24 protein-coding genes and 1 tRNA gene are annotated in these 24,856 nt (G+C 35.0%); 15 read left to right on the top strand and 10 right to left on the bottom strand.

Going from position 1 to position 24,856, the window contains the following annotated elements:
- Positions 1-66: 66 nt before the first annotated feature.
- From CSW08_RS00960 to dnaE, 7 genes are all read right to left on the bottom strand, one after another.
- Positions 67-687, bottom strand: a complete 621-nt coding sequence (locus CSW08_RS00960; protein WP_106658036.1) for a DUF7486 family protein — start codon at positions 685-687, stop codon at positions 67-69.
- Between the two features lie 717 nt (positions 688-1,404).
- Positions 1,405-1,478 (bottom strand) — tRNA-Asp (locus CSW08_RS00955).
- Positions 1,479-1,650: 172 nt separating this feature from the next.
- On the bottom strand, positions 1,651-2,580 hold the full coding sequence (locus CSW08_RS00950) for a DUF58 domain-containing protein (protein WP_106658035.1): 930 nt from the start codon (positions 2,578-2,580) through the stop codon (positions 1,651-1,653).
- Between the two features lie 59 nt (positions 2,581-2,639).
- Positions 2,640-3,182: a ClpP family protease gene (locus CSW08_RS00945; RefSeq protein ID WP_106658034.1), complete on the bottom strand. Its 543-nt coding sequence runs from the start codon at positions 3,180-3,182 to the stop codon at positions 2,640-2,642.
- Positions 3,183-3,259: 77 nt separating this feature from the next.
- Entirely contained in the window at positions 3,260-3,577 is a 318-nt protein-coding gene (gene trxA, locus CSW08_RS00940) for a thioredoxin (protein WP_106658033.1), read from the bottom strand.
- A gap of 250 nt (positions 3,578-3,827) precedes the next feature.
- Positions 3,828-4,667: a DNA damage-inducible protein D gene (gene dinD, locus CSW08_RS00935; protein WP_106658032.1), complete on the bottom strand. Its 840-nt coding sequence runs from the start codon at positions 4,665-4,667 to the stop codon at positions 3,828-3,830.
- 108 nt (positions 4,668-4,775) lie between these two features.
- Positions 4,776-9,164 (bottom strand): DNA polymerase III subunit alpha, encoded by a 4,389-nt coding sequence (gene dnaE, locus CSW08_RS00930; RefSeq protein ID WP_106658031.1) that lies wholly within the window; start codon positions 9,162-9,164, stop codon positions 4,776-4,778.
- A 169-nt stretch (positions 9,165-9,333) separates the two neighbouring features.
- Between dnaE and CSW08_RS00925 the strand changes: the two genes are divergently transcribed.
- From CSW08_RS00925 to CSW08_RS00895, 7 genes are all read left to right on the top strand, one after another.
- Positions 9,334-10,395 (top strand): lactonase family protein, encoded by a 1,062-nt coding sequence (locus CSW08_RS00925; protein WP_106658030.1) that lies wholly within the window; start codon positions 9,334-9,336, stop codon positions 10,393-10,395.
- Positions 10,396-10,490: 95 nt separating this feature from the next.
- Positions 10,491-11,057 carry a 30S ribosomal protein S16 gene (locus CSW08_RS00920; protein ID WP_106658029.1) on the top strand — a complete coding sequence of 189 codons (567 nt, stop codon included), beginning with the start codon at positions 10,491-10,493 and terminating at the stop codon, positions 11,055-11,057.
- A 155-nt stretch (positions 11,058-11,212) separates the two neighbouring features.
- Entirely contained in the window at positions 11,213-11,737 is a 525-nt protein-coding gene (gene rimM / locus CSW08_RS00915) for a ribosome maturation factor RimM (RefSeq protein ID WP_106658028.1), read from the top strand.
- 61 nt (positions 11,738-11,798) lie between these two features.
- Positions 11,799-12,149 (top strand): four helix bundle protein, encoded by a 351-nt coding sequence (locus CSW08_RS00910; RefSeq protein WP_106658027.1) that lies wholly within the window; start codon positions 11,799-11,801, stop codon positions 12,147-12,149.
- Positions 12,150-12,239: 90 nt separating this feature from the next.
- Positions 12,240-12,926: a tRNA1(Val) (adenine(37)-N6)-methyltransferase gene (locus CSW08_RS00905; protein ID WP_106658026.1), complete on the top strand. Its 687-nt coding sequence runs from the start codon at positions 12,240-12,242 to the stop codon at positions 12,924-12,926.
- A gap of 108 nt (positions 12,927-13,034) precedes the next feature.
- A complete protein-coding gene (locus tag CSW08_RS00900; RefSeq protein WP_106658025.1) occupies positions 13,035-14,213 on the top strand; it encodes an acyl-CoA dehydrogenase family protein in 1,179 nt (392 codons plus the stop codon).
- A gap of 102 nt (positions 14,214-14,315) precedes the next feature.
- On the top strand, positions 14,316-15,215 hold the full coding sequence (locus CSW08_RS00895) for a metallophosphoesterase family protein (protein WP_106658024.1): 900 nt from the start codon (positions 14,316-14,318) through the stop codon (positions 15,213-15,215).
- A 102-nt stretch (positions 15,216-15,317) separates the two neighbouring features.
- Here the strand turns inward: CSW08_RS00895 and CSW08_RS00890 are convergent, their stop codons facing one another.
- Positions 15,318-15,647: a 2Fe-2S iron-sulfur cluster-binding family protein gene (locus CSW08_RS00890; protein WP_106658023.1), complete on the bottom strand. Its 330-nt coding sequence runs from the start codon at positions 15,645-15,647 to the stop codon at positions 15,318-15,320.
- Between the two features lie 227 nt (positions 15,648-15,874).
- On the opposite strand from CSW08_RS00890, the gene CSW08_RS00885 reads away from it, so the two are divergent.
- The 7 genes from CSW08_RS00885 to CSW08_RS00855 are packed head-to-tail and all read left to right on the top strand — an operon-like array spanning position 15,875 to position 21,318.
- Positions 15,875-16,303: a SoxR reducing system RseC family protein gene (locus CSW08_RS00885; RefSeq protein WP_106658022.1), complete on the top strand. Its 429-nt coding sequence runs from the start codon at positions 15,875-15,877 to the stop codon at positions 16,301-16,303.
- Positions 16,304-16,309: 6 nt separating this feature from the next.
- Positions 16,310-17,200: a Fe-S cluster domain-containing protein gene (locus tag CSW08_RS00880; protein WP_106658042.1), complete on the top strand. Its 891-nt coding sequence runs from the start codon at positions 16,310-16,312 to the stop codon at positions 17,198-17,200.
- On the top strand, positions 17,193-18,521 hold the full coding sequence (gene rsxC / locus CSW08_RS00875) for an electron transport complex subunit RsxC (RefSeq protein WP_106658021.1): 1,329 nt from the start codon (positions 17,193-17,195) through the stop codon (positions 18,519-18,521). Before CSW08_RS00880 ends, rsxC begins: the two co-directional genes overlap by 8 nt.
- 2 nt (positions 18,522-18,523) lie before the next feature.
- Entirely contained in the window at positions 18,524-19,534 is a 1,011-nt protein-coding gene (locus CSW08_RS00870; protein ID WP_106658020.1) for an RnfABCDGE type electron transport complex subunit D, read from the top strand.
- A 2-nt stretch (positions 19,535-19,536) separates the two neighbouring features.
- Positions 19,537-20,133 (top strand): RnfABCDGE type electron transport complex subunit G, encoded by a 597-nt coding sequence (locus CSW08_RS00865; RefSeq protein ID WP_106658019.1) that lies wholly within the window; start codon positions 19,537-19,539, stop codon positions 20,131-20,133.
- Positions 20,134-20,137: 4 nt separating this feature from the next.
- Positions 20,138-20,740: an RnfABCDGE type electron transport complex subunit E gene (locus CSW08_RS00860; RefSeq protein ID WP_203226824.1), complete on the top strand. Its 603-nt coding sequence runs from the start codon at positions 20,138-20,140 to the stop codon at positions 20,738-20,740.
- A gap of 2 nt (positions 20,741-20,742) precedes the next feature.
- Entirely contained in the window at positions 20,743-21,318 is a 576-nt protein-coding gene (locus CSW08_RS00855) for an electron transport complex protein RnfA (RefSeq protein ID WP_100613432.1), read from the top strand.
- Positions 21,319-21,323: 5 nt separating this feature from the next.
- On the opposite strand, the gene CSW08_RS00850 is transcribed toward CSW08_RS00855, so the two are convergent.
- Together CSW08_RS00850 and CSW08_RS00845 are read right to left on the bottom strand one after the other, a co-directional pair.
- Positions 21,324-22,337: a 2-oxoacid:ferredoxin oxidoreductase subunit beta gene (locus CSW08_RS00850; RefSeq protein WP_106658040.1), complete on the bottom strand. Its 1,014-nt coding sequence runs from the start codon at positions 22,335-22,337 to the stop codon at positions 21,324-21,326.
- 2 nt (positions 22,338-22,339) lie between these two features.
- Positions 22,340-24,196, bottom strand: coding sequence for a 2-oxoacid:acceptor oxidoreductase subunit alpha (locus CSW08_RS00845; protein WP_106658018.1), 1,857 nt, complete (start codon positions 24,194-24,196; stop codon positions 22,340-22,342).
- A gap of 136 nt (positions 24,197-24,332) precedes the next feature.
- On the opposite strand from CSW08_RS00845, the gene CSW08_RS00840 reads away from it, so the two are divergent.
- Entirely contained in the window at positions 24,333-24,683 is a 351-nt protein-coding gene (locus CSW08_RS00840; RefSeq protein ID WP_106658017.1) for a 4Fe-4S dicluster domain-containing protein, read from the top strand.
- The last annotated feature ends 173 nt before the right edge of the window (positions 24,684-24,856 follow it).

Genomic DNA, 24,856 nt, shown 5'->3' with positions numbered 1-24,856 from the left:
TTGTTCTATTTTCATACTAGAATGCCTCAGAGGCTTACATATAATTTCTATAGTAAATTATTGTCCTTAGTAATAACTTTGCGTAAGTCCTTTTATATGTGCATAAACTTCAACTCCACTAACTACTTCCTCAACAGTCTCTTTATTCATTTTAATTCCTTTAACATCATTTACCCAACCATTTGGAGAAATAGCTTTAATGCCGTAGAATTCGCCTTCCTTATTTATAGCCTTTATATTGATAATATTTCCAGATTGAGTTACACCCTTAACATCTAACATATCTCCATCGGCTGATAAAGCCTTGATATCTATAATAGTTCCATCAACATCAATGGCTTTAACAGGCATATATTTGTCTTCAGTAACAAGAACTTTAACAGGTAATTGCTTCCCATTTACTAAAGCTTTAATATCTAATATACTACGTTGATTTTTATCTTGAATTGCTTTAACGTCAAAAATAGTACCGTCCTCCCCAATTGCCTTAATATCTAAAAGTTTCCCATCTGGATGAATAGCTTTAATATGCCATATAACTTCAGTCAAATTATTTTTGTCTGCATCACTTGAATCTTCAGTAATATTAATTTCTGGTGTTTCATTTTTACAGCCCATTAATAAAATAAATAAAACAAGAAAAGTTGCAATTCTTCTAGGCTTTAATTCAATAATAAAAGTGTTCATTTTTACAAAGTTTAATTGATTAGTATCTATACAAATAACAAAAATAAAATGGTATTATCTAATTTAGTTTGGCCGAATTTAATTTAATGACATTAAAAAATCTATGACATAAGTCACTTTTTTCAACGATCTATAAAACCGCTTTAAGGGCTTTTATTGAATATCTTTTCGCTTAAACTTAAACTGTAAATACCCATCAAATTCAATTTATTTATTATAAGTAATTCTACTTTCATGTTATGATTAAACACACCTCATAGCGCACCTTAAATCGAAAATATAACAGTTTAGTCTCTTAATTGTTTAATATATAAAGATGGATTTTAATGTCCTTTTTTTTAAAAAGACTTAAGAAATAAGTTTAATTAAAAGACAAATAAAAATGGATAAAACAGTAATAATAATAGCTATAGTATACAGCTATAAACTAGTTAAACTATTTACATATTGCATTATTTCAAATAAAAAAATAAGAACAATTGATGAAGTCAAATCTAACTCATATCAGATTAAAAAAACTACTTGAAATAATTGCCGAGCTTAGAAAAAAGAATAAATCCCCTTAAAACAAAAAAGCATCCCAATCTTCTATAAAGAAAAAAGGAAAGCTTTCCATCGGTTCAACTACGTAAACCACCCCATTTTACTGGGGACAACACAACTTCTTTAAAGTGCCAAAAAAAGCCCTAATTTCTCAGAGCTCTTTAGCAATTTTCGCGGTCTGGACGGGACTCGAACCCGCGACCTTCGCCGTGACAGGGCGACATTCTAACCAACTGAACTACCAGACCGTTGCTTTATTGCGGTTGCAAATATACATGCCTTTTTTTATATGGCAAATGTTTTTTTGTGTTTTTTAATTTTATTTTGATTATGCTTAGGATTCTTTCTTTCACCATAAAATAAATGGCCTTAAACCCATTAAGTGGTCATTCCTTCCCTTTGGGGAGGCTAGGTGGGGATCTAAACAAATTTTTGACGCTCTATCATATACGTCGTCAAGATGGTATTGAAATCTTTATTAATATCGGCCTCTATATAGTTAATTTTATATTGTCCACATTTTAAACGCAATGCGTCAAAATACGTACTCACGGCAGTGGTATAATTTTCCTTAATGGTATCGGCATACAAGTTGATATAGTCGCCCGTCTCCACATCTACAAAACGTTTTGGAGTGTTATCAAAATTAAAAGTATATTCTTTTTCCTTATCAAATACATGGAATAAAATAACTTCATGCTTGTTGTACTTTAAATGCCTAAGCGCTTCAAAAAGTTTGGTTTCTTCTTGGTTTGTTTGAAACATATCGGTAAATAAAAAAATCATGGAACGTTTATGGATTTTTTCGGCTATTTCATGAAGGTATTTATACGTGTCCGTTTGTTTATTTATGGGTTTTGAAACTACCACATTCGATAACCTATTTAACAACATTTGATGATGACGTTCGCTACCTTTTTCTGGTGCATAAAAATCGTATTCATCACTATAGATGCTTAAGCCGATGGCATCTCGTTGCTTTTTAAATAAATACATTAAGGATGCCGAAGCTAAGGCTGAAAATGCAATTTTGTTTAAATGCTGTATTGAAAAATTTGATAGTTCGGGGTAGTGCATGGAACTACTATTATCAATAATTATGTGACAACGCAAATTGGTTTCATCATCATATCGCTTGGTGTACAGTTTATCTGTTTTGGCATACAACTTCCAATCGATATGGCGCGTGCTCTCACCTTGATTATACATTTTATGTTCGGCAAATTCAGCAGAAAACCCATGAAACGGACTTTTGTGCATACCCGAAATAAAACCTTCAACCACCTGTTTTGCAAGTAATTCCAAGTTTTTAAATCCTTCTGCTTTATTAAGTTCGTGTTGTAAGTTCATTTCCCACCTAACCTACCCAAAGGGGAGGAATTCTTTAATCGTAAATCTAAATTCGTAAATTACAATACTTTATCTACGATGCCATATGCAACGGATTCTTGTGCTCCCATCCAATGGTCCCTATTAAAATCTTTTATGATTTTTTCAAAAGTTTGGCCACAATTTTCTGCCAATATTCTAGCACTTAATTCTTTGGTTATTATAATTTCTTTTGCTGTAATTTCAATATCACTAGCTTGTCCGCGTGCGCCACCGCTTGGTTGGTGAATCATCACTCGGGCATGAGGTTGTATAAACCGTTTGCCTTTTTCGCCAGCAGATAAAATAATGGAACCCATAGATGCCGCAAAACCTGTACATATGGTAGATACTGGGCTTTTTATAGATTTCATACAATCGTAAATAGCAAAACCAGATGTTACGTAACCTCCTGGACTATTTACGTATAAATGAATATCATACGTCCCTAAGGCATCTAAATACATCAATCGATCTATAACATGCTTAGCCGATTTATCATCTACTTGACCCCAAAGGAATATTTTACGCTGTTCTAATAACTTACTATCTATGGCATCTTGAACTTTTATCTTATTACTCATATGTATTAATTTTTAACTAAAATAAAAAAAGGTTTACCAAAATGGCAAACCTTTTCAATTTTCTTTTTTCATTTAAATTACAAAAGCGAGTCAATAGCCTCTGTATAAGCTGTTTTAGGTGCTACACCTACTTGGCGACCAACTACTTCTCCATTTTGAAAAACCAAAACAGTTGGTATGTTACGCACACCGTATTTTGCAGCAAATTCTTGGTTTGCATCTACATCAACCTTACCAACAACTGCTTTGCCTTCGTATTCTTCGCTAATTTGTTCGATGATTGGTCCAACCATTCTACATGGTCCACACCAAGCGGCCCAAAAATCAACCAATACAGGCTTGCTACTTTTTAATACTGTTTCCTCAAATGTTGCATCTGTTATTTCTAATGCCATAATATTTATATTTTACGTGTTCAACTTTTAATTTTAAACTACAAATTTAGTCAAAATAATCTCTAAAGCTTACATGCTAACAATTTGTTTTACTTATAATCTCATTGTTTAGCGTTATGCTAATTTTTGGTGTATCATTATGTAAATATATCAGGCTGTTTGTTTTATCCTTTTCATTTTTCTTAAAAATAAATAAGATGTCACTCGAAACCTTTACACTAAACTAGCTTAAATTAAAAACTAAAAGTATTCAATTAAGTTTATCAGGGTTTTTTCCTAACTTTTTAGATTCAGAAGAAACACGTCTTTCCAGCTTTTTTATATTCTCTTCTGCAGGCAATTCTTCGGGCTTAATACCACGTTCCAATAGTAAACCCCTGACTCCTTTATTATTTTTTATATGTTCTGAAGAAATGCTTATTTCATTTATCAACCCTTTGTCTTTAGTATTAAAAACTGTTATCTCTGTAGCAAAATCCTTTGCTTTTATTGTAATAGTAGGCAAAAAATCTGCTAAAGCTCTACTATCTGGAACCTTTAACTTCTTTTTCATTTCTTTGGTAGACCTGCCAAATAAAGCTTGATCTCCCTTACTTCTTATTAATCCAAAATTTTTATCACTTCCCGTTCTTTCATAAATCAACTCAGACAACTCTTTTTCAGATAGAGTTAACTTTTGTCTTGCCTGTAACCTTTCCCAATCTTTTATTCGTTGCTCTATCAATTCAAATTTTCTAGTTTGAACAGCAAAATAATTTTGGGCAAATGCTATTTGTTCTTTTCTTGGATCTCCATTTTGAGCAATCAAATAACAAGCATACCTTGTTAGCATGATATCATCAATTTCCCTACTACTTCCAGAACCAAGTTGTACCATTTTGTTGACGTCAACAAAATGGTCTGAAATCAGATTATCACTAGCTTCACAAGAAATTTTTGATTTCACTACAACATTCTGGAAATTTCTCCATTCTGAATAACCTAAAAGCTGTTGAATATCTCTAGCAAACCAAAACTCTATGCCACTTTCAGTTGTTTGCGAATGGTTTTCAAAATTATCTGTTAAAGATTTAATAATTTCAGATTTCATGTGTTTATATTTATTGCTTTTCAATGGTTACATGTAACATCCTGATTAATCATTTCTCTGTTCTCTGTGTCTTTAAAAATTACCCTAGATGTTTCATTGTTTAATATATCAATTCAACTTAAACACCACATTTTCATGCTCTAATTCATTTAATAATTCTTGACAAACCTTTATTTTTTGCTTTCTACTAGGCATGCTTAACTTTATTTTTTCGTTATTATCGTACACCACAAAATTGAGTATTTGATTACCGGGGTGCATTTGCAAAAGTTCTTTCAATTTTAAAACTTTATCTTCTTTTAAATCGTCAATATTAAGTTGAATGGATAGTTTTTTAGCATAGTTTTCCATTACATCGTGCAGTAATTGGAAGCTATTAAACTGCAAACGGGGATCGCTCATTTTACCTGTTTCTTTGTTAATCCACCCTTCACGAATCAGCGTTTTAACAAATACAAAATTGTTTTTCATTAAAAAGTGTCTGAATTTTAGATATTCCTCTCCAAAAATGCGGAACTCAAAACTATCGGTATAATCTTCAACAGTAAATGATGCCCAACCTTTACCTTGCTTACTAACGCGGTGCTGCACATCGGTAACGACGCCACCAAAAACCAGTTCTCTGTTTACAAATGCATTTAAATCTCTAAACAATGCCAAACTAGCATTACAAAACGTATTCATTTCAATTTTAAAATCGTCTAGCGGATGCCCAGAAATATAAATACCAACAACTTCTTTTTCCCTTGCTAATTTTTCCATGGTGCCCCATTCTTCACATGGTGGCACTTGTGGCTCTGCTATTTGGACATCACTAGCGTCACCAAACAAACTTACCTGCGCTGAATTTTCGTTTTCTTGATGCTTGGCACCATAGCGAATCGCTTTTTCTAAAAAGGTAATGCCATCGCCATCATCATGGAAATATTGGGCGCGATGTGTGATTTTAAATCCGTCAAAACCGCCTGCTAAAGCTAAGTTTTCAAAAGCCTTTTTATTAGCCGCTCGCAAATCGATACGCTTAGCAAAATCGAAAATGGATTTATAATTCCCTTCCTTTTTTCTGTTCTCAACAATGGTTACTACGGCGCCGTGACCTACCCCTTTAATGGCGCCCATGCCAAAGCGAACAGCACCATCTTTATTTACCGAAAACTTGTAATAAGATTCATTTACATCAGGACCAAGCACTGGCAACTTCATACGCTTACATTCTTCCATGAAGAAGGTCACTTGCTTGATATCGTTCATGTTATTGGATAGCACCGCTGCCATGTATTCGGCAGGATAATGTGCCTTTAAATAAGCCGTTTGATAAGCTATCCAAGCATAACAAGTGGAATGCGATTTGTTAAACGCATAACTCGCAAAGGCTTCCCAATCTTTCCAAACTTTCTCCAAAATCTTGGCATCATGGCCATTGGCACTGGCTTGTTCAACAAATTTTGGTTTCATTTTGTCGAGTACCGAAATTTGCTTTTTCCCCATGGCTTTACGCAACACATCGGCTTCACCTTTAGTAAATCCAGCTAGTTTTTGGGACAGCAACATCACCTGCTCTTGATACACCGTAATACCATAGGTTTCCTTTAGGTATTCTTCCATGGCAGGCAAATCGTACTCAATCACTTCAGCGCCATGCTTTCTGCGGACAAAACTTGGAATATACTCCATTGGCCCCGGACGATAGAGCGCATTCATGGCAATTAAATCTTCAAAAACGGTGGGTTTTAAATCCTTAAGGTGCTTTTGCATACCAGGCGACTCGTATTGAAACACACCAACGGTTTCTCCTTTTTGGAACAACTCATATGTTTTTTCATCATCTAATGGAAAGCTATCGGGGTCTAAAGTAATGCCATGTTTTGCCTTGACAATCTTGACTGTGTCTTTAATTAAAGTCAAGGTTTTCAGCCCCAAAAAATCCATTTTCAATAATCCGGCTTCTTCAACGACGGAGTTATCAAATTGGGTAACATATAAATCGGAATCCTTCGCCGTGGCAACAGGGACGAATTTGGTGATATCGTCTGGTGTAATAATAACACCGCAGGCGTGAATCCCTGTATTTCTAAGAGACCCTTCAAGAATTCGTGCCAGATTTACGGTTTCAGCTTCTAAACCATCACCTTCAGAAATATTTAGTAATTGATTGACTTTTTCTAAATCTTCAGATCGAAACTTGCTACTCAATTCCTTTTCAGTCAAACCAAAAATCCGATCTAGTTTAGACATAGTCGGAATTAATTTGGCTATTCTATCAGCATCAAATAGTGGCAAATCCAATACACGCGCGGTATCGCGAATGGACGATTTAGCAGCCATGGTACCATAAGTAATAATCTGCGCTACCTGATTGCTTCCATATTTTTTGATAACATAATCCATAACCCTGCTTCGACCTTCATCATCAAAATCGATATCAATATCGGGCATGCTGATACGGTCTGGATTTAAAAAACGCTCAAAAAGCAAATCATACTTAAGCGGATCAATATTAGTAATCCAAAGGCAATAAGCGACCACCGAACCAGCCGCAGAACCACGTCCTGGCCCCACGGATACATCCATATTTCGGGCTTCACGAATAAAATCTTCTACAATAAGGAAATACCCTGGGTACCCTGTTTTTTCAATAACACTTAACTCGAAATCGATGCGTTCTTTAATATCTTCGGGAAAGTCTTCTCCATACCGTTTTTTTGCTCCTTGATAAGCTAAATGACGTAAATAAGCATTTTCACCGCGCTTACCGCCATCAATCAAATCTTCTTTATTTTTAAATGCTTCGGGAATATCAAAAGCAGGCAATAAAACTTCTCTAGCTAGACTGTAAGTCTCTATTTTATCAACTATTTCCTGAATATTCGTAATCGCTTCGGGCAAATCCTTAAATAAGGTTTTCATCTCTTCCGAAGACTTAAAATAATAGTCTTGATTTGGCAAACCATACCTGTATCCACGTCCACGACCAATAGGCGTTGCTTGTTTTTCACCGTCTTTTACACAGAGTAAAATATCATGCGCATTGGCATCTTCTTTTTTACAATAGTATGTATTGTTTGTCGCAACTAATTTAATATCATGTTTCTTTGAAAAGGCAATCAGCACCGAATTAACCCGGTTTTCATCTTCCTGCTTATGGCGCATGAGTTCAATATATAAATCATCGCCAAACTGCTGTTTCCACCAAAGCAAGGCTTCTTCAGCTTGATTTTCTCCAACATTTAAAACCTTGCTCGGCACTTCGCCATATAAATTTCCTGTTAAAACAACCAGGTCTTCTTTATATTGCTGAATAAGCTTTTTGTCGATTCTAGGTAAATAATAAAACCCATCTACAAAAGCATGTGACGATAATTTGGCCAGATTATGATACCCTTTTTTACTTTTAGCTAAAAAAACGATTTGATACCCGTTATCTTTTCTGGTTTTATCGGTATGGTCTTCGCAAACAAAAAACTCACAGCCTAAAATTGGTTTAATTTCTTTTGCTGTTGGTGTTTCTCCTTTTCCAATAGCTGCTTCGTTTTTTGTTTTTACAATTCTATTATGATTACTCACGGATTTCACAAAGTGAAAGGCACCCATCATATTGGCATGATCGGTTAATGCGACTGCTGGCATATTATGCTCTGCCGCTGCTGCGACCAGAGCATCAATACTTATGGTTGACTGCAAAACCGAAAATTGGGAATGGTTATGAAGATGTACAAAATCGGTATCGGCTAAATCAGATATATTTTGTTTTATGTCTTCAGTAGAAATGGTTTCAACCTTAACATTTTTAAGACGCTCTTTTATTTTAGCACTTTCTTGTTTTAGGTTGATGTGCTTTAATCCGATAAGTTGAATCGTCTTAGGATTAGCTTCATTAAAATCCTTAAAATAATTTGATTGAACATCGAGCTGTTCTTTGGTATATTCACCCAAACGAACCAGCTCTAAAAAGCAACGTGTGGTTGCCTCAACATCGGCTGTGGCATTATGTGCTTCAGCAAAAGGCTTATTAAATAAATATTCGTGTAATTCAGTTAAGGTCGGTAATTTAAACTTTCCATACCGTCCTCCAGGGATTTGGCATAAACTGGCCGTATGTTCGGTGCATGTATCTAAAACGGGAAGCTCTTGTAGTGGGTTTGCAACATTTTCGCGTACAAACTCAGCACCCATAATGTTCAAATCAAATTTCACATTTTGTCCGACCACAAATTTGGTTTTGCCTAATGCCTCATTAAATTTTTCTAAAACCTCCGCTAGCGGAACGCCTTGTTCTTGGGCTAATTCGGTAGAAATACCGTGTATTTTTTCGGCATCATAGGGAATATTAAATCCGTCTGGTTGAATCAAATAATCTTGATGTTCGATACAGTTCCCCATAGCATCATGCAATTGCCATGCTATTTGAATACACCTTGGCCAGTTATCAACATCGGCAATAGGTGCATCCCAGCGTTTTGGTAATCCTGTGGTTTCGGTATCGAAAATTAAATACATTTTTTGGTTTAGATGTTTGTTGTTAAGTCGTTTAGAAATTATAAACGGAGTTTATAAAAATACATAGAATTTATACTTTCTTTAACCGAAGTTATCAAGAGTTTTGAACAAAAAGCAAACACTTTTTTAATTAAAATACCCTATTTTTGAAACTATCAAACAAAATACCATGAACATTAAACTTTTAACATTAGGTTTAGCGATGTCGTTTTTAAACAGTCAAGCACAAAATATTCCTCTATATATAGGCACTTATACTGAGGGTACCAGCGAAGGTATTTACAAATTAGAATTTAACCCCTCAACTGGGGAACTTAGTAATTTACAATTAGCAGAGGCTATTCAAAACCCATCATTTATAACCTATTCACCAAACAAAAGATATTTATATGCCGTAAGCGAAAGTCTGGGAGGCTCAGTTTCTTCATTTAAAATTCAAGAAAATGGTCAGTTGCAATTTTTAAATAAAGTAGATAGTAATGGCAAAGGACCCTGTCATATTTCATTAAACAGACAAGGAAACAAAGCTGTTGTATCTAATTATGGTGGTGGCAGTGCGTCCATCTACAGCATTGCAAGAGATGGGAAACTTAATGAAGCGTCACAGATTTTTGATTATAATACGATGGATAGAAAATCACATGCACATTCAGCACAATTTTTTAGAGATGAATTATTTGTCGCCGATTTAGGCATGAATGCCTTGTATCAATACAAATTAAAAAATGATAACTATGAATTAGCATTACCTGAAATTGTGAAGATGGAAGGAAATCCGGGACCTCGACATTTTGCCATGACAAAAACGGGGCAATTTATCTATATTATAAATGAATACGGAAGCTCCGTAACTTCAGTTAAAAAAACAGATACTGGTTTTGAACAGATTGATTACGATTCAACGCTGGACGAAAGTTATGAAGGAAAAAATTCTTGTGCCGATATTCATTTATCTAAGAATGAACTTTATTTATACGGTTCTAACAGAGGTGAAAATTCCATAGTCGTTTATAAAAGAAATAAATTGGATGGTACTATTGAAAAAATTCAAACCATGTCGGTTCACGGTGATTGGCCAAGAAATTTTACGTTAGACCCAACAGGTAAATTTTTACTGGTAGCCAATCAAAGAAGTCATAATATCACTGTTTTCAGGATTGACGCCCCAACTGGAAAACTCACTTTTCTAACTGAGGTAAAAGTACCTAGCCCTGTGTGTTTATTGTTTTAAGAAAAATACAATTATTAATTGTTAATTATTAATTATTAATTATCTTTGCGCCCTTATTAATAACCGAGGTCGAGAACCTCAAATAATTAATTATTATGCCAGTAAAAATTAGATTACAAAGACATGGTAAAAAAGGGAAACCTTTTTACTGGATCGTAGCAGCTGATGCGCGTTCAAAAAGAGATGGTAAATACCTAGAAAAATTAGGAACTTACAACCCAAACACAAATCCAGCAAGTATCGATTTAAATGTTGATGGTGCCGTAACTTGGTTACAAAATGGTGCTCAACCAACAGATACAGCTAAAGCCATTTTATCTTACAAAGGTGCTTTACTTAAAAATCATTTAGTAGGTGGTGTTAGAAAAGGCGCTTTAACAGAAGAACAAGCTGAAGCAAAATTCACTGCTTGGTTAGATGAAAAAGCAGGAAAAGTTGGTGCAAAAACAGATGGTTTAGCAAAAGCACAAGCGGAGGCTAGAGCAAAGGCTTTAGAAGCAGAAAAAGCTGCTAATGAAGCTCGTATTGCTGCCGCAGTTCCAGTTGCTGAAGAAGTAGCAGAAGAAGAAGTTGAAGTTGAAACTGCTGTAGAAGATGTTGTTGAAGAAACAGCAGAGGCTACAACTGAAGAAGCAGTTCCTGAAGTTAAAGAAGAAGAATAAAAAACAGTATTTTTTTATACTTTTAAACTCCGATAGATTTATCGGAGTTTTTTATGCAAAATAATTTTGCATAATACTGAATTTATTTCAGTATCAAATTGATTCAATTACCATATTGAGGTCCTGAAACAAGTTCAGGATAAAAAACATTTTCAATGAAAAAAGAAGATTGCTTTTACTTAGGCAAAATTGTTAGAAAATATAGTTTTAATGGCGAGTTGCTTATAAAACTAGATACCGATGAACCCGAACTTTATGAAAATTTAGAAGCCATGTTTGTTGATGTTAGAGGCACATTTATTCCTTTTTTCATAGAACATTCCCAACTTCATAAATCGGATTTATTACGCGTGCAATTTGAAGATGTTACTAATGAGGCGGATGCCGATGCACTTATAAAAAGTGATGTGTATTTACCTCTAGAGTTGTTGCCAAAATTAGAAGGCAATAAATTTTATTTTCACGAAGTGATTGGTTTTACTATGGAAGACAAAAACTACGGTAAAGTTGGCATTATTAAATCCATTAATGATACAACGGCACAAGCTCTTTTTGAAGTCGAAAATGATGGCAAGGAAATTTTAATCCCAATGAATGATGAATTTATTGTAAAAGTGGACAGGAAAACAAAAACCATTATTGTTGATACGCCTGAAGGATTAATTGATTTGTATATGTAAAAAATTTCAAGCTTAAAAAATAACATATTCCAAAACTTAAATACATAATTTCAATTTATCCATGGAAGATAAGAAAATATATGATTTGGAAGAACGTAGTTATATATTTGCAAAAAATTGCAGATTATTAATTCAATCGCTTCCAAAAAATCTATCCAATATTGAAGACGGAAAACAATTAATTCGTTCATCTGGATCAATTGCAGCAAATTATATTGAAGCTAATGAAAAACTTGGGGAAAAAGACTTTAAATTTAGACTGAGAATTGCTAGAAAAGAAGCCAAAGAGACAGTACTTTGGCTAAAACTTTTAAAAGATTTAAACTACAATTTTGATAGCGAATTAGAGACACTGTTAAATGAAGCAGAAGAATTACGCAAAATTTTATCTGCAATAATCAATAAATCCTAAAACCTATTTGGGTTTTAGAATTTAAAATTTGGAATTTATTTGAAACCCTTTAAATTCAAACAATTTATAGTCCAACAAGATAAATGCGCCATGAAAATCGGCACCGATGGGGTGCTACTCGGCGCTTGGATTTCTATAGAAAATAATCCGTTTTCCATTTTAGATATTGGAGCTGGCACTGGTATTTTAGGTTTGATGTTAGCTCAACGTTCTTCTGCTGAAACGATTGATGCCATTGAAATTGATGATGATGCTTATGAACAGTGTGTCGATAATTTTGAGCAATCATCTTGGGGAGACCGTTTGTTTTGCTATCATGCGTCATTGGAAGAGTTTGTTGAAGACATGGAAGACCAATACGATTTAATTATTTGCAATCCCCCTTTTTATAAGCCCACTCTGCCTACGTCATCTCTCCCAAAGGGAGAGACATTGATGTCCGAATCACGACAAAAAGCGAGATTTAATGATGCCATGCCATTTGAACACTTACTTGAAAGCATTTCAAAATTACTTTCTGAAAATGGTGTATTTTCAGTTATTATTCCTTTTAAAGAAGAAGACATATTTATTGATTTGGCTTCAAAATATAATCTCTTTCCAAATCGGAAATTGCACGTAAAGGGCAATCCTGCTTCCGAAATAAAAAGAAGCCTTATAGAGTTTTCTTTCCTAGAAAGCGACACAGAAATAAACGAATTAATTATTGAGACCGAGAGGCATCAATATACAGAAGACTACATCAATCTGACGAAAGATTTCTATTTAAAAATGTAATCAAATCAATATAGATTAGTTAAATTTGAGAGATTACAATAATGATTTCTCAAAAAAATCAATGATTTGTTAATTATTTTCTTTTGAAAATCTTTAATCCTCATCTCTATGAAGCCAGATTTATTTGAATCTCCAGACTATTACAATCTTGATGATTTACTGACAGATGAACATAAATTAGTTAGAAGCGCAACCCGTGCATGGGTTAAGCGCGATGTATCTCCCATTATTGAAGATTATGCCCAAAAAGCCGAATTCCCAATGCAAATTATTGGTGGACTGGCTGACATTGGTGCTTTTGGACCTTATATCCCAGAGGAATATGGTGGTTCAGGATTAGACCAGATTTCCTATGGCTTGATGATGCAGGAAATTGAACGTGGTGATTCTGGAATTCGCTCAACGGCTTCTGTGCAATCATCATTGGTTATGTACCCCATTTGGAAATATGGCAATGAAACACAGCGTCAGAAATATTTACCAAAACTGGCAAGCGGCGAATGGATGGGCTGCTTTGGTTTAACAGAGCCCGACCATGGAAGCAATCCATCAGAAATGGTAACTAATTTTAAAGTTAAAGGCGACCATTATTTGTTAAATGGTGCGAAAATGTGGATTAGCAATGCTCCTTTCGCACAACTAGCCGTGGTTTGGGCAAAAGATGAAAATAACAGAATACATGGCCTAATAGTAGAGCGTGGCATGGAAGGATTTAGCACTCCTGAAACCCATAATAAATGGTCACTTCGCGCCAGTGCTACAGGCGAACTTATTTTTGACAATGTCAAAGTGCCCAAAGAAAATATATTGCCCAACAAGTCTGGCTTGGGCGCACCTTTGGGGTGTTTAGATTCTGCACGTTATGGTATTGCTTGGGGCGTTATTGGTGCTGCGATGGATTGTTATGATACCGCGCTTCGATACAGTAAAGAGCGTATGCAATTTGGAAAACCCATTGGACAATTTCAACTCCAGCAAAAGAAATTGGCAGAGATGATTACCGAAATCACCAAAGCTCAACTTTTAACTTGGCGATTAGGCGTTTTACGCAATGAAGGCAAGGCAACATCGGCACAAATATCGATGGCAAAACGCAATAATGTGAATATGGCGATTAACATTGCCCGTGAAGCTAGACAAATACTCGGTGGTATGGGAATTACAGGCGAATACTCCATCATGCGTCACTCCATGAATCTTGAAAGTGTGATTACATATGAAGGCACGCACGATATCCATCTATTAATTACAGGTTTGGACATTACGGGATTGAATGCTTTTAAATAAAAATATAAGCTGATTAATAGTTCACTAGACTAGATAAATCAAAAATTAATTCCTCCATATTTTAGAAAAACATTTTATTGAAACTTGTTTACTTTTACTCGTATGCTTTCATCCAAAAAAAGACTAGATAACGCTTATAAAAATGCTAAAATCATCGAGTTTGATGATACAAGTAAACTTGTTTTATTTAGTGATTGCCACCGTGGCAATAACAGTTTTGCAGATGATTTCGCCAATAATCGCAATATTTATTTCCATGCGCTAAAACATTATTATGCCGAAGGGTTTCAATACTGTGAAATTGGTGATGGTGATGAACTTTGGGAAAATATTTTTTTTAAATCCATTTTTGAAGCCCATAAAAATGTATATCTGTTGATGAAGTCGTTTCATCAACAAAATCGCTTACACATGATTTGGGGAAACCATGATATGGTTTACAGAGATCTAGATTTTGTAAAAAAGCATTTATCAACTTATTTTGAACCCAAAACAGGTGAAGACGTTCCACTGTTTACCAACATCCAGTACCATGAAGGTATTATATTAAGACATAGTAAAACAAATCAACAACTATTTTTAACCCATGGGCATCAAGCGGATTGGTGGAACTACTTGTTTTGGGAATGGAGCCGTTTTATGGTTCGAATTCTTTGGAAACCATTAAATGTTATGGGCATTGCCGATCCTACCAGTCCCGCAAAAAATTACAAAGAACTTATAAGGGTTGAAAGAAGGACCAAAAAATGGATTATCGGAAATAATAATTTAATAACCGTTACCGGACATACACACCGACCACGTTTTCCTGAACCTGGAGACATTGCATATTTTAATGCTGGAAGTTGTGTTCACCCAAGAAGCATCACTGGTATTGAAATTGAAAATGGTGAAATAACGCTTATAAAATGGGAAATAGACACCAATGATGATGGTGTGCTTCAAATTTTTAGATACGTTTTGGAAGGGCCTATAAAATTATTGGATTATAAAACTAGTTAAAATTCTAACAAAGCGTCATTGCGAAACATTTGAAAAAATGTGGTGGCTATCTGTTAATACATAATTGAGATTACCACGTCGTTTCCCTCCTCGTAATGAACATTAACTCTCTGGAGCCAATTCAACCGTCAAACCTTCCATGCCTGGTGTCATTTGTATTTGGCACCCCAATCTGCTATTACCTTTCACATTAAATGCTTCCGATAACATAGCTTCTTCATCAGCACTCATTTCAGGCAAATCAATACTGCTCAATATATAACATTGGCATGATGCACACATGGCCATGCCTCCACAAACCCCAATAGTGCCTTCAGGTGCTAGTTCATAAGACCTTACGACTTCCATCAGATTCATAGCCATATCAGTTGGAGCCAATACAGTGTGTTCTATTCCTTCTCGATCAGTTATTTTTATTGTAATATCAGACATGCAAAAATTTTTTTGGCAAAAATAGTAAAAAAACTATAACTCCTACTAATTTAATAGACTAAATGTGAAACTTAACTATTTTACTGTTCAAATGCCCTTTTTGTATAAGAATTTTAATTCAAAAAAGGACAAAATAAGTTAATTCTAAACCTGACATAAATCATATTATTCCCTATATGAATATACTACTTTCACATAGTAATTTATTATAATAACTGGAATATTTTATGCTTTCGGAAATAGCTAATAAAAACACCTTCGTTCACTATGGAATTATTTCTAAAATAGTGGGCGATTCCATTACAGTTAATTTAGAACAAAATATACATTGTGAATCATGTCGTGCCAAAGGAACCTGTGGTATTTCAGACTCTGAAACAAAAGAAATTGAAGTAACAAACCCCAGCAATGCTTTTAAAACCAATGAACGTGTTTGTGTCGTTTTAAAAAAGGCATTGGGTTTAAAAGCCATCTTATGGGCCTATCTAATTCCTTTTACATTAATGTTTGCTACTTTAATAATAACCTCTAGCTTTTTAAAAGAATGGGTAGCCGGAATACTATCTCTTTTGGTATTACTCCCTTATTATTTAATCCTATATTTTTTTAAAAATACCTTTAAAAGTATATTCAAAATCTCAATATTAAAAACATAATTGAAAATGTCCGATTCCGTTTTATATAGTGTTCTTTTATTAGCTTCTTTAGGGGTTGTAGCAGCCATTATGTTGTATGTGGTTTCCAAAAAATTCTATGTATTTGAAAACCCTTTAATAGCCGAAGTAGATGAATTATTGCCATCGGCAAATTGTGGCGGCTGTGGTTCACCTGGCTGCAAGGCGTTTGCTGAAAAACTTGTTAATACTGAAGATATTTCAGATTTATTTTGTCCTGTAGGGGGAAATGAGGTTATGAAACAAGTGGCCGCTGTTTTAGGTAAAGAAGTTACCGAAAAAGACCCCGAACTTGCTGTTTTACGCTGTCAAGGTGGTTGTGATGTTAGACCAAAAACCACCGAATATCAAGGTCCAAGAACGTGTGCCATTTCTACCATGATTTATAGCGGTGAAACTGATTGCCAATATGGTTGTTTGGGCGATGGCGATTGTGTTAAAGTTTGCAAATTTGATGCCATGTACATGAACGAATCCACCGGCTTACCTGTAATTATAACAGATAAATGTACCTCGTGTGGCGCTTGTGTTGAGGCTTGCCCCAGAGATATCATTGAAATGCACCCAAAACATAAAAGAGATTTAAAAATATTTGTGGGTTGCTTAAATGAAGATAAAGCTGGTATTGCTAAAAAAGCATGCGATGTGGCTTGTATTGGATGCTCTAAATGTCAAGATATATGTCCTAAAGACGCCGTTTTAATGGTGAATAATTTGGCATACATAGACCCTTTAATATGTACGCTTTGCAGAAAATGTGTGGAAGTTTGTCCAACAAATTCCATTATAGAAACAAACTTTCCTCCAAAAAAAGTAAAAAAGGTTGAGCCAGAAGCAGAAGCGAATGTGGAATCCATAAACTTAAAAACCGATGCTTAAAACATTCCCAAAAGGCGGCATTCATCCTCCAGAAAATAAAATAACGTCATCTAAAGGCATCAAAAAAATGACCTTACCTAAAGTTGTTTATGTACCCATATCGCAACATATTGGGATTCCGGCAGAAATAGTAGTAGGCGTAAAAGACAAAGTAACGATTGGCCAAGTAATTGCTAAATCAGGTGGATTTATGTCTTCAAATATTCATTCGCCTGTGGCGGGAACAGTTACCAAACTAGACAAAATAATAGATACTAGTGGTTACAAAAAACAATGTATTGTAATAAGAACCGATCTTAAAGATGAATCTAATTTTACAGATATAGCATACCCTTTAAAAACAACTATCACCTTAGAACCTAAAGCCATTTTACAAAAAATAAATGATTTAGGTATAGTTGGTTTGGGAGGCGCCACATTTCCGTCACATGTTAAATTAAGCATTAAAGAAGGTACAAAACTAGACCACCTCATAATTAATGGTGTAGAATGCGAACCTTATTTAACCGCAGACCATCGATTAATGCTTGAAAAAGCAGAAGAAATTATAGTTGGCATCAAAATTTTAATGTTCGCTTTACATATTGACAAAGCCATCATTGGCATTGAAAACAATAAAGCTGATGCTATTGAAACATTTAAAAAAATAATAACTAAAAACGACAATATTAAGATTGCTGCTTTAAAAGTTAAGTACCCACAAGGAGGTGAAAAGCAATTAGTAAGGGCTTTATTAAACAGGGAAGTTCCCAAAAACGGATTGCCTTTAGATGTTGGTGTCATTGTTCATAATGTTGGAACTATTTTTGCCATTTACCAAGCCATTCAACATAACATTCCCTTAATAGAACGTGTCGTTACCGTAACCGGTAAAAAACTAGAAAACCCATCAAATTATTGGGTTAAAATAGGTACACCAATTACAGATTTAGTAAATGAAGTTGGAGGCTTGCCAGAAGGCACCCGAAAAATTGTGAATGGTGGTCCCATGATGGGAAAGGCCATAAAAAATACGGATGTTCCAGTTACCAAAGGAACTTCTGGAATTTTAGTTATTTCTGAAGACGAAGCCAGCAGAGGCGAACCAAAAAACTGTATCCGCTGTGGTGAATGTGTCGATGTTTGCCCTATGGGATTAGAACCTCATCTCTTAATGAATTTATCAGAAAAAGGCATGTATGAAAAAGCTAGTTCAGAAGACATTATGACCTGTATTGAATGTGGTTCTTGCAGTTATGTTTGTCCGTCACACCGCCCTTTACTGGATTATATACGCTTCGGAAAAAATATAGTCAAAAAAATGAATACCTCAAAAAATTAAACATGAGCACCCAACCAATAATTGTATCTGCCTCTCCCCATGTTCATTCAGACAGAACATCAAAAAAACTCATGTACGATGTTGTAATAGCATTAATTCCAGCTTTTTTAGTTTCTGTCTATGTTTTTGGAATTAGTGCTTTAATAGTAACCTCGGTTGCCATAATATCCTGTATTTTATTTGAATATTTAATCCAGAAATACCTCTTAAAAGCAGATGTGACCATAACCGATGGCTCCGCATTAATAACTGGTATTTTATTAGCATTTAACCTGCCTTCCAGCTTACCTATTTGGATGATTATTATAGGTAGTTTAGTTGCCATAGGAGTTGCTAAATTATCGTTTGGAGGTTTAGGTTTTAATATTTTCAACCCGGCGTTGGTGGGCCGTGTGTTTTTATTAATATCATTTCCAATACAAATGACCAGTTGGCCAACTGCTTTTGTAAACAACACAAATGTTGTTGATGCCGTTACAGGCGCCACTTCTTTAGGTATAATAAAAGAGGGATTAAATATGGGCGAAACCATGACCGAAATAAGTTCTCGAATTCCTTCTTCCATAGACATGTTGTTTGGTTTTACAGGAGGTTCATTAGGGGAAATGTCGGCTTTGGCATTAATACTTGGAGGTCTTTATTTAATACTTCGAAAGGTTATTTCCTGGCATATTCCTGTAACACTATTAGCAACTATTTTTGTTGTGACCGCTATTTTTTGGGTGGCAAACCCAGAACACTATGCCAACCCTTTAATTCACTTGTTAACTGGAGGAGCTATTCTTAGTGCTTTTTTTATGGCGACAGATTTAGTAACCAGCCCAATGACCAAAAAAGGCATGGTGATTTTTGCTATCGGCATTGGTATCATAACAGTTGTCATAAGACTTTTTGGTGCTTATCCTGAAGGCATTTCGTTTGCTATTTTAATTATGAATGCCTTTGTGCCTTTAATCAACAAATTCTTTAAACCCAGAAGGTTTGGTGCTAAAATAAAATCTAAAATTGTGTGATCATGAGCAAAAAAGAATCAACATTTATAAGCATGGCACTGTCTCTTTTAGTGATAACACTCATTTCTGGTTTCGCATTGGGGTTTGTAAACGATTTAACCATAGAACCAAAAGCCAAAGCCAAACTTGAACGAAAAATAAATGCCATAAAATTAGTGTTGCCAGAATTTGACAATAATCCAGTGGAAGCACGAAAATTAGTTAAGTCGGAATTTGCAAAAGACAGCATAGAAATTTACCCTGCTTATAAAAACAATGTATTTGTTGGAGCCGCAGTTATTGGCTCTTCAGAAAAAGGATTTAGTGGCTTGATTAAAATTATGGTGGGTTTTAAACCTGATGGCACCATTCAAAACATTGCGGTTTTAGAACAAAAGGAAACGCCGGGTCTTGGAACAAAAATTAAAGACGAATCATTTTTACAACAATTCAGGGATAAAAATCCGTCAACTTTTAATTTGAAAGTTAAAAAAGATGGCGGGGAAGTTGACGCCTTAACCGGAGCAACGATTAGTTCTAGAGCTTTTACCGAATCGGCTAAATTAGCGTTCGATGAATTTTTGAAAAACCTTGATGCTATCAGTACATCTAAACAATAAGATTATGGCAGAAATGAATCAAAAACAAAATTTCCTAAAAGGCATCATTAAAGAAAACCCCATTTTTGTAATGCTTTTGGGTATGTGCCCAACTTTAGGGGTTACCTCATCGGCATTTAATGGGTTAGGCATGGGCGTTGCTACGCTATTTGTTTTATTAATGTCGAATATTGTGGTGTCGTTGGTTAAAAATTTAATCCCAGCTAAAGTCCGAATCCCTGCTTTTATCATCATTATTGCCTCTTTTGTTACCATTGTTGAAATGATTTTAGAAGCGTTTGTTCCCCTGTTATATGAACAACTAGGCATTTTTATACCATTAATTGTAGTCAACTGCATCATCTTGGGAAGAGCCGAAGCATTCGCTTCAAAAAACAATGTAATGTCTTCCATTTTTGATGCCTTAGGTATGGGAATTGGTTTTGTATTAGCGTTAACCATTTTAGGTTCTGTTCGTGAAATATTAGGTAGTGGAAGTTTGTTTGGACTAACATTCCTTCCTGAAACTGCCAACACGTTTATATTATTTATTTTACCACCTGGGGCTTTTATTGCCCTCGCCTATTTAACGGTTATTTTTAATAGATTAACAAGTAAAACAACGTAGTCATGGATTATATAATCATACTTATAGCTGCCGTTTTTGTCAATAACATTGTCTTATCACAATTTTTAGGCATTTGTCCTTTTTTAGGTGTGTCCAACAAAGTATCTACTTCTGTGGGCATGTCTGGAGCTGTTTTGTTTGTAATGACCATAGCAACCACCGTTACTTATTTATTAAACCAATATGTTTTAATTCCTGTTGGATTAGATTATTTAAGAACCATTACCTTTATTTTAGTTATTGCTGCACTAGTGCAAATGGTAGAGATTATTCTAAAAAAGGTGAGTCCGCCATTATACCAAGCATTAGGTGTTTTTCTGCCTTTAATAACTACTAATTGTGCCGTTTTGGGAGTTGCCATATTAGCTTTAGGTTTAGAAAATGGCAGCTTGGTGAAAGCGGTGTTTTTTGCCATATCAAACTCTTTAGGATTTAGTTTAGCATTGATCGTTTTTGCTAGCATTAGGGAGCATCTAGAACTTGCCAACATCCCTGAAGGCATGAAAGGGGTACCGATTAATTTATTGGTTGCAGGGCTTTTATCTTTAGCTTTTTTAGGTTTTACTGCATTGGTATAAAAATCTTATTCTACTTTATACGTTTCTCCAGAGAAGAATAAATCATCTATTTTTTTAAACTTAGAATTTGCTTTCACTTGTTTCGTTACTTCAGCTTCACGCTCTTCCAGCGTTAAATCATTATAACTTCTAATAATGCCTGTTGCCAAGGGATATTCCAATCTTACCAACATTTGATGCATTGTAGGATCCTTTTCTTTGGCGTCATGAATCAGTATGTTGTCTTCAGTAATGCCATTTTCACCAATGGTGACCACTTCTAATTTCAAATTACTTAAAACCAACCCCTTATCTCTATTCTTGCCAAAAATCATGGGTTTACCGTGTTCTAAAAAAATAAGTTTATCTTCTTTCACATCTTTGTTAGTAACATTAGAATAGCATCCGTCATTAAAAATGACACAATTTTGTAAAACTTCGATTAACGATGTTCCTTTAAAATGATGTGCGTCAATTAACATTTGACTGATATCTTTGGGTGAGTTACCACTTATTCTCCCATAGAATCGTGCGCCTGCACCTAGCGCTAATTCGCCTGGATTAAAAGGTGGTTGCGTATTCCCGTAAGGTGAAGATTTTGTTTTTTGTCCTACCATGGACGTTGGTGAAAATTGCCCTTTTGTTAAACCGTAAATCTCATTATTAAATAAAATAATATTTAAATCGATGTTCCTTCTTAATACATGAATGAAATGATTTCCACCTATTGCCATGGCATCACCATCGCCTGTTGCCACCCAAACACTTAAACTTGGGTTAGCTAATTTAACACCAGATGCAATTGCGGGCGCTCTCCCATGAATGGTATGCATGCCATAGGTGTCTATATAATATGGAAAACGGGATGAACAGCCAATGCCCGACACAAACACAACATCTTCTTTTTTGACGCCCATTTCCGGAAGTGCTTTCTGCATGGAACGCAAAATAACATAATCATCACATCCTGGACACCATCTTACTTCCTGATCGCTCTCAAAATCTTTATAGGTATATTTATTTTCTACAGCTGTTTCCATAATCATTTTATCAGTTTTTTAAACACTTCCATTAGTTCTGAGTTTCCAAAAGGCAAGCCTTGAATCTTATTATATTGTAAAAATTCAATGCCTGTAAAGTTCATTCTGAGCATATTCACAAACTGACCATTATTCAATTCGCAAACAACAATTTTTTTGAATTTGGTTAATAAATCACCTGTGTTTTTAGGAAGTGGATTGATGTAATTAAAATGAGCTAATCCAATATTTTTATAGCCTACTAGATTCATTTGCTTAACGGCTGAATGTAGCGACCCATAAGTACCGCCCCAACCAACTACCAATAAATCGCCTGAGGTTGCGAATTCAGTTTTAATTTCTGGAATGTCGTCTTGAACACGTTTTACTTTTTCAGCCCTTATTTTGGTCATTATTTCATGATTCTCGGGCGCTTGACTCACATTACCAGTGATGCTATCTTTTTCCAATCCGCCTATTCTATGTTCCAATCCAATGGTTCCGGGAATGGCCCAATTTCTAGCTAAAGTTTTTTCATTTCTTATATAAGGAGACCAATTATCAGCCCCTTCTTTTACTTTGTTGTTTTTTATTTCTGGTAATTCCTCCACGCTTTGTATTCTCCATGGTGCCGATCCATTGGCTATGTAACCATCCGTTAACAGTATAACAGGAGTCATATGTTCCAATGCGAGTTTGGCTGCTTGGAACGCAAAATCGAAACAATTAGAAGGGGTGCTTGCGGCAATTACAATGGCTGGACTTTCACCATTTCTACCATACAGGGCTTGAAATAAATCGGATTGTTCTGTTTTTGTAGGCAGACCAGTTGATGGCCCTCCGCGTTGTACATTTACAACCACTAGTGGCAATTCCATCATAATAGCCAAGCCTAAAGCTTCTCCTTTCAATGCCAATCCGGGCCCAGAAGTAGTTGTAATAGCTAAATCGCCAGCAAAGGCAGCACCTATAGCTGATGAAATACCTGCTATCTCATCTTCCGCCTGAAACGCTTTTACGCCAAAATGTTTGTGTTTTACCAGTTCATGTAGAATATCTGTAGCTGGAGTAATGGGATACGACCCTAAAAACAATTCCAATCCCGATTTTTCTGCAGCCGCTAAAAAGCCCCAAGCTGTCGCTGTGTTTCCCATAATAACTCGATAGGTACCAGAAGCCATTTTTGCAGGAGACACAGAATAGGCATTAGGGATGAATTCTAAAGTTTCAGCAAAATTATATCCCGCTTTTAAAACCTTTGTATTAACATCAATTAAAAGCGGTTCTTTTCTAAACTTTTTCTTAAAAAAATCAATGGTATACTCGGTAGTTCTTCCATACATCCAATAAACCATGCCTAAAGCAAACATATTTTTACTTCTCGTGATGGTTTTATTGTCTAACCCTTCAATATCTTTTAAAGCCTCTCTAGTCAATGAGGTCATATCTACTTTAACAACTCTATAATTATTGAGCGTATCGTCTTCAAGGGGATTACTTTTATATTGTGCTTTCTCTAGATTTTTTCTGTTGAACGCATCCGTGTCAACAATAATGGTATGGCCAGGTTTTAATGCATATAAGTTTGTTTTTAAACTCGCAGGATTCATTGCTACCAATAAATCTAAATTATCTCCGGGCGTACTTACTTCAACACTTCCAATATGAACTTGAAAACCCGATACCCCAAACAAACTACCCTGTGGGGCTCTAATTTCGGATGGATAATTAGGAAATGTGGCAATATCATTGCCAAACATAGCTGATGTGTCAGTAAACTGAGTTCCTGTTAACTGCATGCCATCTCCTGAATCACCTACAAAACGAATAACCACAGTTTCTAATGCTTCAGATTGGATGTTTGATTTTTCTACTATCATAATAAATACCCTTTAATTTTTGCATGCAATACAATCAAATATAGTTTCTCTTTTCAAAATGAAATATGACTTTTATCATTTACTAGAAGCTTAATTAGAATTAATATTGCATTGTACTTTTAAACAATTAGAAATTATGGCTATAATAATAACAGATGAATGTATAAACTGTGATGCTTGTATAGCTGAATGTCCAAACAACGCAATCTATGAGCCCGATCAAAATTGGTCTTATTCTGATGAAACTGCACTAAAAGGATTAGTCACCTCTCCTTATGGAAAGGAAATTGATGCAGATACAGAAAACGATCCAATCTCTGATGAGTTCTATTTTATTGTTCCAGATAAGTGTACAGAGTGTAAAGGATTCCATGATGAACCTCAATGTGCTTCTGTTTGTCCAGTAGATTGCTGCGTTATAGACGAAAACCATATAGAAACTGAAGAGGCTCTATTAGCTAAAAAAGCTTGGTTACACGGCGAATAAAACTATATTTTTAACTTGTACATACCTTGCAATAGCATCATTAATCTACTTATTTGGTATAGTAACAAAAGGGTATATAATCATAAAGGTTTTATACCCTTTTTCATTGAACTCATTCACTAAAATCAGCGTATTTTTTTCTATATCGTTTATTAAAAATAGTTTTTTTGTTT

Source organism: Confluentibacter flavum, from assembly GCF_002843175.1.
GTDB lineage: Bacteria > Bacteroidota > Bacteroidia > Flavobacteriales > Flavobacteriaceae > Confluentibacter > Confluentibacter flavum.
The sequence above is the reverse complement of the archived record's forward strand: the minus strand, read 5'-3'. Positions and strand labels throughout refer to the sequence as shown.